1 protein-coding gene is annotated in these 949 nt (G+C 46.5%); it reads left to right on the top strand.

All coding sequences use genetic code 11. The annotated features are described in order from the left end of the window. Positions 1-949 (top strand): AAA domain-containing protein (locus tag AWU74_RS12465; RefSeq protein WP_202966413.1); only part of this gene is annotated, 949 nt, incomplete at both ends.

Raw genomic sequence — 949 nt, forward strand, 5'->3', positions numbered from 1 at the left:
TGACGAACTTCGGAGGTATTTAAGGCATACGGAGAGCAATTATGACAAGAAACTGTTTTTAGGATTCGGGACTGTTTTAGGAACCAGAGAAAGAATGTTCGCCGCGCCGCTCCTTATAGCGCAGTGCGAAATATCGCACGACGGCGGGTTTGTTACGCTTGAACCCGATATGGGAACGCTGAGTCTGAATTATGATTTAATTTCCTCGTTATCGCCGAACAGCTTTAACGATACTGTGGATGACGCCGTAAATCCGCTCAGCGACGACGAAAACAGCGCGGTTGAAGAATATGAACAGCGCATAGAGGGAATCGACGCTTTTGATACGGGACGCTTGAATGAATTGGCGCGTGAAATATTCGGCGAATTTACCCGCAAACTAGAATCATTCAAAAACATTGGTAAATTAACGCAAGCTTCATATAATTTTCAAGAGGAATTAGAAAAATACACCTACCGTCCCGCGCGGAGAAAGAACGCTGCTATCACGCCGATAAAAAGAGCGGAATCGCTCTTTGAAAAGGGCTTGTCCTTCGTGGACGCAAACCACTTCTTTTTACACGCGATTCCCGACCAGCTTTCCACTTTTGAAGCGCTGAATAATTTTGTGCGAGATATAGGCACGGAAACCGAATTCAAAAATCCCGTCGTAGAAAAGATGCTCGCCAATGCGTTGACGGACAGCCGTGTTGAAATAGGCAACGAAGATAACGACGCTGAAATTCAGCAGGCAATAGACACCGCCGTTCCGCTTTCGCTCTCAAATTCGCAAGTGCAGGCTTTGAAAAACGCGTGGGCAAACGAAATAAGCTATATTCAGGGTCCGCCCGGAACCGGAAAATCGCACACCATATCCGCACTCGTGCTTTCGGCTGCCGCGCTGCATAAAAAGATTTTGGTACTTTCGGAAAAAACAGCGGCGCTCAAAGTGGTAAAAGATAAAATCGAA

The organism is Treponema endosymbiont of Eucomonympha sp. (genome assembly GCF_001028545.1).